Here is a 9,653-nt window from a genome sequence, read left to right as displayed (position 1 = left end):
CGCCGGCTGCCGTGACCTCAAGGTACATGCCCAGGCCATCGGCCAGACGGCCATAGGGCTTGCCGGGTGGACAGGCGGCCCGGTCACATTCGATCTTGGTCAGGGGCATGGGGGCATGTTTGCTGGGGGCATCGGAAAACGCCGATTCGTGCCCCCAAATATGCCCCTGAATCGGTCGGGCTGTAAATGGACGGAACAGGACGCCAGAAAACAAAAAAGCCCCGGTACACGGGGCTTCTGAGTGGTTTTGAGGACATCCGTGGATATCAAAAAACCTATCTGTGGCGGAGAAGGAGGGATTCGAACCCTCGGTACAGTTGAAACTGTACGCCGGATTTCGAATCCGGTGCATTCGACCACTCTGCCACCTCTCCGCGTCGAAGCCTCATATTCTAGCAGGACGTGAGCCACTGCTTTTGGCGTGCCGATCTCTGGCGGCGGGGTGCGACAATGGACCAAGATTTCCAGACACTTTGCCCGGCATGCTCGTCGATACCCAGCCCGCAACCCATCAGCACCTGCCCGCTACGCAGGAGGTGCGAGACGAGTGGGTGGATTCACAGCTGATCGGTGTGCTCATGGACAACATGATGCCTTCGCTGCTGGCCGCCGCCCTGGCCTTGCCGGTGATGGTGTTCCTCATGGCCGGTGAAGTCGACACCATGGCGCTGATCGTCTGGACGGGGCTTCTGCTCGCGGTGCTGCTGTACCGCTATCGCATGATCGGTCTCTACCGCTTGCGCTATGACAGCGTCGGCGGTGCGATGCGCATGACGTTCATGGGGCGCTACGGCTGGACCTGGTCCCTGGTCGGCGCGATGTGGGGGGCATCTGTTGGGCTGGTGTTCCAGCAGGCTTCGGTGCAGACGCAGTTCGTCTGTGGCCTCGTCGTGCTGGGACACGGTTTGTTGTCCCTCACCGCCTTCAGCGCCTACCTGCCGGTGTTGCGCCGCTACACCGGTTTTCTGGTGGGTTCGGTGATGCTGGGCCTGTGTCTGTCCTTGCTGCGGGTCGCCGTCACGCCGGAACATGTTCGCATGGTGGTGTCGCTGTTGCTTCTGTTGTGTGTGTTCTGGTGGCTGCTGCGCATGGCCGGTGAACGGCTGCACCAGGTGCACCGTGCCAGCCTGGAGTTGCAGTTTTCCAACCAGGAGCTGATCGACTCGCTGACCCAGCAGACCCGCGCCTCGCTGCGCGCGGTGGCGACCAAGAACCGTTTTCTGGCCTCGGCCGCGCACGACCTGCGCCAGCCGGTGCATGCACTGAGCCTGTACGCCGACTGGTTGGCGACCGAGCCGGAGATGGCGCGCGACATCTCGCCCCGCATCCTGCAGTCCACCCGCGCCATCAACGAACTGTTCGATTCGCTGTTCGACCTGACACGTATCGACGCCGGCAACTACAAGGTGCGCTTGCAACACGTGGACGTGCGGCAGTTGTTTGCGGATCTGGCCACACAGTTTGAGCCGGTGGCTGCGGCCAAGTCGCTGCGCCTGCGCACCCGCACCCCGCCGCTGACGATCTGGGCCGATCCGGTGGTGTTGCGGCGGATTCTGGGCAACCTGCTGTCCAACGCGCTCAAGCACACCAGTCGCGGGGGAGTGCTGCTGGGCCTGCGCCAGCGCAGCGACATGCTTATGTTCGAGGTCTGGGATACGGGCGTGGGCATCGCGCGTGAACACCAGCAGGCGATCTTCCAGGAGTTTTTCCGGGTGTCTCAGCACCAAGGCACCGAGGACAGCCTGGGGCTGGGTCTGACCATCGTCTCGCGCCTGGCCACCTTGATGGGCTACCAGCTGGCCCTGTCGTCTGTCGCGAACCGGGGCAGCGTGTTCCGGGTGATGTTGCCGGCGTTCACGCAGCGCGATCAGCACCACGAGGCCGGGCCCACGGTGGTGCTGAATTCGGAATTGATGCCTTTGCGCTGAAAGGCGCGTCCAACGCGGCCCGGCGCCCCGGCGAGCGTCCGCGCAACGCGGTCTACAGGTCGAGCAGGCCGGCGGTGCGGGCCAGGTGGCTGGCTTGCGAGCGGCTCTTGACGTTCAGGCGCCGGAACAGGCGCCACAGGTGCACCTTGACCGTGTGCTCGCTGATCTGCAGCTGCTCGGCGATGTCGCGGTTGGACAGGCCGCGGTCCAGCATGACCAGCAATTGCTTTTGGCGCTTGGAGAGCTTTTCAGGGATGGTCGGAGCGTTCTCGTCCTCGGGCTCGTCGGCCAGGAATTCCTTGAGGACCTTGGCGATCTGCGCGGCGCCAGCGGATTTCTCCACATAGGCGTCGGCGCCAGCTTCGCGCGAGAGGTCCTCGTAGTCCGAGGCGGGTGAGGCCGACAGCACGATCAAAGAGGTGTCGGGCAGCATCTGCCGGATCTCGCGCACACCCGACACACCGTTGGTGTCGGGCAGCTTCAGGTCCAGGCAGACCAGTTCGGGTTCACCGTGTTCGGCAATGGCTTTGTTCACCGATGCCAGGCGTTCCAGCTCCACCACCTGGGTCGAAGCCCGCAGGCGGCGCAGCAGCATGACGACGGCTTCTCGCATCAGCGGATGATCGTCAATGACAAAGATACTCATGGCAATGGTTGTAAGCGGCTAGGTTCTGGGGAGAGCATATCGGCATCGGGGCGGTTTGGCGATAGTGAAGTACGCCCAAATGCAGACCTTGTTTTTGGTTTTTTCAACCCGATCGAGTCCGTCGTTGAACTATGGACTGATGGGGTGTCAGTGGGCGCGCAGAGCGCCCCGGCTGTCAACCCCTTATTCTGGGGTCTGGGCCAACTGCGCCAGCGCGGCGTTCACCGCGGCCGTGTCGGCCTGTGAGGCCAGCACGCTGGCCAGTGCCTGCAGTGCTGCAGGACCTTCTTTCTGCAGGCGCGTCATCGATTGTGCCGCGTCCCGCGGGGAAGCGAAGCCGGTGCTTTGCAGCAAGAGCTGGCCTTTGGCGTCGAGCAGCTTGAAATAGAACTGGCCGTCGCTCTCGCGGTATTGCTTGAAGCTGGGCATGGCCGCCTTGGCAGCTTTGACTGGCTGGGCGCTGGCAGGGGCACTGAACAGGGGGCGCAGACCCACGGCGTGGCGCAGCTGGGCTGTGAACGGCGTGGCCACCGAACGTGCCTTTTCGGCGCCGGCCTTGAGCGTTTTTTCGATGTGCGAGGGATCGCGCATCATCTCTTCGTACACCACGCGCATGGGCGCGATCTCGCGGTCCAGGCGCTCGAACAGCAGTTGTTTGGCGTCGCCCCAAGCGATGCCTTCGGCGTAGGCTTTGGCCAGTTCGGCGGTTTCGTCAGCGCTGGCGAAGGCCTGGAAGAGCTGGAACAGCGCAGAGCCCTCGGTGGTCTTGGGCTCGCCGGGGGCGCGCGAGTCGGTCACGATGCCCATGATGAGCTTGCGCAGCTGTTCTTTGGTGGCGAACAGCGGGATGGTGTTGTCGTAGCTCTTGCTCATCTTGCGGCCGTCCAGCCCGGGCAGGGTGGCCACGTGGTCTTCGATCACCACCTCGGGCAGCGTGAAGTGTTCGCCGTAGAGGTGGTTGAAGCTCGACGCGATGTCGCGCGCCATTTCGATGTGCTGGATCTGGTCGCGCCCGACCGGTACCTGGTGGGCGTTGAACATCAGGATGTCGGCCGCCATCAGCACCGGGTACATGAACAGGCCGGCGGTCACACCGGCGTCCGGGTCTTCGCCGGCGGCGTTGTTCTTGTCCACCGACGCTTTGTAGGCGTGGGCACGGTTGAGCAAGCCCTTGCCGGTGACGCAGGTCAGCAGCCAGGTCAGTTCCGGGATTTCGGGGATGTCGGACTGGCGGTAGAAAGTGACCTTGTCCGGGTCCAGCCCGCAGGCCAGCCAGGTGGCCGCGATCTCCAGCGTGGAGCGCTGCACCCGCGCCGGCTCGCCCACCTTGATGAGGGCGTGGTAGTCGGCCAGGAAGTAGAAGTTGCGGGTGTCGGGCTGGCGGCTGGCGCGCACGGTGGGACGGATGGCGCCCACGTAGTTGCCCAGGTGGGGCGTGCCCGATGTGGTGATGCCGGTGAGGACGCGACGAAGGCTCATGGAGTTCAGAGGATCAGAAAAGCAGGGCGCGCACCGGGGTGAGCAGCAACTGGATCAGGCCGCTGGTCAGGGCGATCAGCGGGCGCATCCACAGGCTGCTGACCACGCCGGTGATGACCAGGGCCATGACGACGAAAAAGCCCCAGGGCTCGATGCGCGAGACCTGCCAGGCCAGGGGCTGGGGCAGCAGGCCCACGAGGATGCGGCCGCCGTCCAGCGGAGGCAGCGGGAACAGGTTGAAGGCGAACATGACGAGGTTGACCAGCACGCCGGCCTCGCACATGCCGGTGAAAAAGCGTTCGTTCACCCCCAGCGCGATCAGCAGGTACAGGGCCAGCGTCCAGAGGATGGCCTGCACGAGATTGGCGCCCGGCCCGGCCAGCGCCACCCAGACCATGTCTTTTTTCGGGTTGCGCAGCCGGCCGAAGTTCACCGGCACCGGCTTGGCGTAGCCGAACAGGAAGGCCCCCGAGGTCGCGAAATACAGCATCAGCGGCATCGCGATGGTGCCCAGCGGGTCGATGTGCTTGAGCGGGTTGAGCGTGATGCGGCCCATCATGTGGGCGGTGTTGTCCCCGAAGTGGCGCGCCGCGTAGCCGTGCGCCGCCTCGTGCACCGTGATGGCAAACAGCACGGGCAGGGCGTAGAGGGCGACGGTCTGAACGATCTGGGCGAAATCCATGGCACAAGCGGGCAAAGGGCTATTGTCCCAGATGGGCCGCCACTCTCGCTGCCGGGGCGGCGGCAGGGCTTACAAACCCAGCGGTGCCAGCGGCCCGTGGCCGGCGCGCACCACCTCGGGATCGCCACCAGTGCCCATGGGCGTGAGGTCGATCACCGTGGTCGGTTCCATGGCGCAGGCGCCCGCGTCGATCACGCCGTCCACCGCGTGCTCGAAGCGCTCCAGGATCTCCTGGGCATCGTTCAAGGGCTGGTCTTCGCCGGGCGGGATCAGCGTCGTCGCCAGCAGCGGCGCGTTGTGCAGATCCAGCAGGGCGAGCAGGGCGTTGTGGTCGGGCACCCGCAGGCCGATGGTCTTGCGCGAGGGGTGGCTGAGCCGGCGCGGCACTTCCTTGCTCGCTTCGAGGATGAAGGTATAGGCCCCTGGGGTGGCGGCTTTGAGCAGGCGGTACTGACGGTTGTCGACCTTGGCGTAGTTGGCCAGCTCGCTCAGGTCGCGGCAGAGCAAGGTGAGGTGGTGCTTGTCGTCCACCTGGCGGATGCGGCGCAGCTTGTCGGCCGCGGTCTTGTCGTCCAGGTGGCAGACCAGGGCGTAGCTGGAGTCGGTGGGCACGGCCAGCACGCCGCCTTTGTCCAGCAACTGCACGGCCTGCTTGAGCAGACGCGGTTGCGGGTTGTCGGGGTGGACTTCGAAATACTGGGACATGGTGCGTATTGTGCGCGGGCACCCGGTGGTTGCCCGTTGACCCGGCTCAAGGTTCGGGCGGCTGCAGCAGCGGCTGCTTTTCGCGCGCGGTCAGCCAGCTGGCCGTGGCCCCGCACAACACGATGAGCGCGATGCCGGTCAGCTCCAGCGCGCCCGGGACGTGGTCGAACACCAGCCAGCCGCACAGCATGGCGAAGCCGATCTGGGTGTACAGGTAGGGTGTGAGGGTGGAGGCCGGTGCGCGCGCGAACGCGAGGATCAGCAGGAAGTGGCCGACCGTGCCCATGAGGCCGATCAGGCACAGGATGGCGAACGTCGTCGCGTCGGGCATGGTCTGCCAGACCAGGGGCAACACGGCGCTGGCGATGAGCGCGCCCACCCAGCCGGTGTAGAAATGCATGGTCATGGGGTCCTCGGTGCGCGCCAGGCGGCTGGTGAGGATCTGGAACCAGGCGTAGGTGAACACCATGGCCAGTGGCAGCAGCGTGGCCCAGCCGAACGACGCGCCGCCAGGCTGCACGACCAGCAAAGCGCCCAGGAAGCCCCCGCCGACCAGCATCCAGCGCAGCAGCGACACCTGTTCTTTGAGAAACACGGCGGCCAGCAGGGTGACCACCAGCGGCGTGGTCATGACGAAGGCGGTGAACTCGCCCACCGGCATGAACTGCACCGCCACGAAAGACAAAGCGCTCACGGTCAGCAGCAGGGCTCCGCGCAGCAGCTGGAAGCGTGGGTGCTCGGTGTGCAGCAGGCGGCGCCCACGCACCGGCAACATGAACGCGCTGACCGCCACCGCCTGGAACAGGTAACGGAACCACACCGCCACCAGCACGGGCACGAAGGCGCCGACGTATTTCACCGCGGTGTCGAGCACCGCAAAACAGGCGACGGCCAGCACCAGAAAGGCAACGCCCAGCGTGGCGCGGGCGCCCGAGGTGTGCGCTGTCATCCGTGAACGCGGTCGGCCAGCAGCGCCCACACCGGCGTGACCTTGCCTGGCAGATCGGGCAACTGACCCAGGTCGGTGTGGCTTTCTTCCGGGCTGTGGAAGTCGCTGCCGCGCGACGCCACCAGATCGAACTCGTGGCAGTAGTCGGCGTACTTCACGTAGTCGGCCGGGCCGTGCGCACCGGTCACCACCTCCACGCCCTGGCCGCCCAGGGCCTTGAACTCGGTGAACAGGGCGTACTCTTCGTTGGCGGTGAAGGGGTAGCGGCCGGGGTGGGCGATCACGGCCACGCCGCCGGCGTCGGTGATCCAGCCCACCGCGTTGCGCAAGGTGGCCCAGCGGTGCGGCACGAAGCCGGGTTTGCCTTCGGTGATGTATTTGCGGAAGACCTCGTTGGTTTCCTGGCAGACGCCGATCTCCACCAGATAGCGCGCAAAGTGCGAGCGCGAGATCAGTTCCGGGTTGCCGACGTACTTGAGCGCGCCTTCGTACACGCCGGGGATGCCCACACGCGCCAGGTCGTCGCTCATGTCGCGTGCGCGCTGCTCGCGCCCGCCGCGCGTCTGGCGCAGGCCTTCAACCAGGGCCGGTTCCGTGTGGTCAAACCCCAGGCCGACGATGTGCACAGTGACCCCCGCGAACGTGACCGAGATTTCGGCGCCGGTGAGGTAGGGCAGGCCCGCGGCCTGCGCCGCGGCGATGGCACGGTCCTGTCCGCCGATCTCGTCGTGGTCGGTGAGCGACCACAGTTCCACGCCGTTGGCCTTGGCGCGTTGCGCCAGCACTTCGGGTGTGAGGGTGCCGTCGGAGACGACGGAGTGGCAGTGCAGGTCGGCGTTGAGGAGATGGGTCACGGGTTCATTTTAGGTTTGACGCATGCTGCCTGTTGAACCGAGCTGCAAGACCCACATCAGACGACGTGAACCCGTCCAGAACACCGCGGAACGGGCTCTGCCCGGCCGCAGGTGTTGCCCCCTGGGGGGTGCGCCGCAGGCGGCGCGGGGGGAGCTGTTCTGCGCGCGCGGGTCAACCTGTGTTCCGCAACCCGGCCGCGATCCCGTTGATCGAGATGTGGATGCCGCGGCGCACCTTTTCGTCGCGGTTGGCGTCGTTTTCGCCGGCCCGGTAGCGGCGCACCAGTTCCACCTGCAGGTGGTGCAGCGGGTCGATGTAGGGAAAGCGGTGTCGCATCGAGCGCTGCAGCGCGGCGTTGTTGACCAGGCGCTGCTTCTCGCCGGTGATCAGCGCCAGCGCGTCGGCCGTGCGGTGCCATTCGGCTTCGATGGCGCTGAACACCTTCGTACGCAGTTTTTTGTCGTCCACCAGCTCGGCGTAGCGGGTGGCCAGTGCCAGGTCGCTCTTGGCCATCACCATGTCCATGTTCGACAGCAGGGTGCTGAAGAAAGGCCACTGCTTGACCATCTTCTGCAACTGGGCCTTCTGCTGGGCCACGCCCTTGGGGCCGTTTTTGTGCAGGAAGGCGTGCACCGCTGAACCGAAGCCGTACCAGCCCGGCAGCGTCAGGCGGCACTGGCCCCAGCTGAAACCCCAAGGGATGGCGCGCAGGTCTTCGATCTTCTGGGTGGCCTTGCGCGAAGCGGGACGTGAGCCGATGTTGAGCTCCGCGATCTCGCGGATCGGCGTGGCGGCGAAGAAGTAGTCGGCGAAACGCGGGGTGTCGTAGACCAGGGCGCGGTAGGCCGCCATGCTGGCCGACGACAGCTCGGTCGCGGCTTCCAGAAAGGCCCTGGGCGCGTTGCGCGTGGGTTGCAGCAGCGTGGCTTCCAGCGTGGCGGCCACCAGGGTCTCCAGGTTGCGGCGGCCGATCTCGGGGTTGGCGTACTTGGAGCCGATCACCTCGCCCTGTTCGGTCAGGCGGATCTGGCCGCGCACCGTGCCCGGGGGCTGGGCCAGGATGGCCTGGTAGCTCGGGCCACCGCCGCGGCCGACCGTGCCGCCGCGGCCGTGGAACATGCGCAGCTGGATGGTCTTGTCCTGGTCTTTGTTGAGCGAGTCGAACAGCTCGACCAGCGCGATCTCGGCGCGGTACAGCTCCCAGTTGCTGGTGAAGATGCCGCCGTCCTTGTTGGAGTCGGAGTAGCCCAGCATGATGTCCTGCTCGCTGTAACCGTCGTGCGCACCGCGGTTCACCATGGCGCGCACGCCGGGCAGGGCGTAGTAGTCCTGCATGATGGGCGCGGCATTGCGCAGGTCTTCGATGGTCTCGAACAGCGGCACCACGATCAGGTCGGCGGCCGCGTCTTCCGATAGCAGACCGCGCATGAGGCCTGCTTCCTTCTGCAGCAGCAGCACCTCCAGCAGGTCGCTCACCGTTTCGGTGTGGCTGATGATGGCGTGGCGGATCGCCTGCGCGCCGAAGCGTTCGCGGCCGGTGCGGGCGGTGTCGAAGATGGCCAGTTCGCTCTGTGCATGGGCCGAATAGGTGTGGCCTGGCACGCGCAGCGGGCGGGCGTCGTTCAGCTGGCGCAGCAGCACGGCGCGCTTGGCCATTTCATCGAGGCCGCTGTAGTCGCTCTCGATACGGGCCGTGGCCAGCAACTCGGCCACCACTTCCTCGTGCTTGTCGGAGCTCTGGCGCAGGTCGATGGTGGCCAGGTGGAAGCCGAACACCTGCACCGCTCGGATCAGCGGGCGCAGGCGTGAGCGGGTGAGCGCCGCACCGTGGTGCGCCACCAGCGAGGCGTCGATGGTGCGCAGGTCGGCCAGCAGCTCGACGGCGCTGGCGTACGGGTCTTGCGGTGCGACAGCGTGGCGCGCGGCCTCGCCGCCGGTCAGGGCGGTCAAGGTGGCGGCCAGGCGGGCGTACATGCCGGTCAGGGCGCGGCGGTAGGGCTCGTCCTGGCGGTGGGCGTTCTGGTCGGGCGATCGTTCGGCCAGGGCCTGCATCTCGGGGCTCACGCTGGCCAGCATGGCCGACACCGACAGCTCGGCGCCCAGGTGGTGCAGCTGCGTCAGGTGGTGCCGGATCACCATGTCGGCCTGGCTGTGCAGGGCCAGCTCCAGCGTGGGCGCGGTCACGTTGGGGTTGCCGTCGCGGTCACCACCGATCCACTGGCCCATGCGCAGGAACGGTGCCACGTCCTGGGCGTCCAGGCCTTCTTCCAGGTCGCGGTAGATGCGCGGGATCTGCGTGAGGAAGGTGGTCTGGTAGTAGCTCAGCGCGTTCTCGATCTCGTCGGCCACGGTCAGCTTCTCGTAGCGCAGCATGCGGGTTTGCCACAGGGTCGCCACGCGCGCCTGCAG

The 9,653-nt window shown here is 66.2% G+C and carries 8 protein-coding genes and 1 tRNA gene; 1 reads left to right on the top strand and 8 read right to left on the bottom strand.

All coding sequences use genetic code 11. The features are described from left to right. Positions 1 to 282: 282 nt before the first annotated feature. A tRNA-Ser gene (locus ACR2JA_RS02935) sits at positions 283 to 374 on the bottom strand. A 108-nt stretch (positions 375 to 482) separates the two neighbouring features. Here ACR2JA_RS02935 and ACR2JA_RS02930 point away from each other — a divergent pair. Next, complete coding sequence (locus ACR2JA_RS02930) at positions 483 to 1,928, top strand: sensor histidine kinase (RefSeq protein WP_434007627.1); 1,446 nt, start codon at positions 483 to 485, stop codon at positions 1,926 to 1,928. 52 nt (positions 1,929 to 1,980) lie between these two features. Here the strand turns inward: ACR2JA_RS02930 and ACR2JA_RS02925 are convergent, their stop codons facing one another. The 7 genes from ACR2JA_RS02925 to ppc form a co-directional block, all read right to left on the bottom strand. Further along, the gene (locus tag ACR2JA_RS02925; protein ID WP_434007626.1) at positions 1,981 to 2,574 is read right to left on the bottom strand and encodes a LuxR C-terminal-related transcriptional regulator; all 594 of its coding nucleotides are present in this window, start codon (positions 2,572 to 2,574) and stop codon (positions 1,981 to 1,983) included. Positions 2,575 to 2,757: 183 nt separating this feature from the next. Continuing rightward, positions 2,758 to 4,053, bottom strand: coding sequence for a tryptophan--tRNA ligase (locus tag ACR2JA_RS02920; RefSeq protein WP_434007625.1), 1,296 nt, complete (start codon positions 4,051 to 4,053; stop codon positions 2,758 to 2,760). A gap of 13 nt (positions 4,054 to 4,066) precedes the next feature. After that, entirely contained in the window at positions 4,067 to 4,735 is a 669-nt protein-coding gene (locus tag ACR2JA_RS02915; protein ID WP_434007624.1) for a site-2 protease family protein, read from the bottom strand. 69 nt (positions 4,736 to 4,804) lie between these two features. Further along, positions 4,805 to 5,440, bottom strand: a complete 636-nt coding sequence (locus ACR2JA_RS02910; RefSeq protein ID WP_434007623.1) for an L-threonylcarbamoyladenylate synthase — start codon at positions 5,438 to 5,440, stop codon at positions 4,805 to 4,807. A gap of 46 nt (positions 5,441 to 5,486) precedes the next feature. Continuing rightward, entirely contained in the window at positions 5,487 to 6,389 is a 903-nt protein-coding gene (locus ACR2JA_RS02905; protein ID WP_434007622.1) for a DMT family transporter, read from the bottom strand. After that, on the bottom strand, positions 6,386 to 7,243 hold the full coding sequence (locus ACR2JA_RS02900; protein ID WP_434007621.1) for a 3',5'-nucleoside bisphosphate phosphatase: 858 nt from the start codon (positions 7,241 to 7,243) through the stop codon (positions 6,386 to 6,388). Before ACR2JA_RS02900 ends, ACR2JA_RS02905 begins: the two co-directional genes overlap by 4 nt. 172 nt (positions 7,244 to 7,415) lie before the next feature. Further along, positions 7,416 to 9,653 (bottom strand): phosphoenolpyruvate carboxylase (gene ppc, locus ACR2JA_RS02895; protein WP_434007620.1); only part of this gene is annotated, 2,238 nt, incomplete at its 5' end.

Source organism: Hydrogenophaga sp. (genome assembly GCF_051007235.1).
Lineage (GTDB): Bacteria > Pseudomonadota > Gammaproteobacteria > Burkholderiales > Burkholderiaceae_C > Hydrogenophaga.
This window is presented reverse-complemented; position numbering and strand designations above follow the sequence as displayed.

Coding starts and splice junctions, on each gene's coding strand:
- ACR2JA_RS02925 (WP_434007626.1), bottom strand. CDS start 2,574: ATGAGTATCTTTGTCATTGACGATCATCCGCTGATGCGAGAAGCCGTC.
- ACR2JA_RS02920 (WP_434007625.1), bottom strand. CDS start 4,053: ATGAGCCTTCGTCGCGTCCTCACCGGCATCACCACATCGGGCACGCCC.
- ACR2JA_RS02905 (WP_434007622.1), bottom strand. CDS start 6,389: ATGACAGCGCACACCTCGGGCGCCCGCGCCACGCTGGGCGTTGCCTTT.
- ACR2JA_RS02910 (WP_434007623.1), bottom strand. CDS start 5,440: ATGTCCCAGTATTTCGAAGTCCACCCCGACAACCCGCAACCGCGTCTG.
- ACR2JA_RS02930 (WP_434007627.1), top strand. CDS start 483: ATGCTCGTCGATACCCAGCCCGCAACCCATCAGCACCTGCCCGCTACG.
- ACR2JA_RS02915 (WP_434007624.1), bottom strand. CDS start 4,735: ATGGATTTCGCCCAGATCGTTCAGACCGTCGCCCTCTACGCCCTGCCC.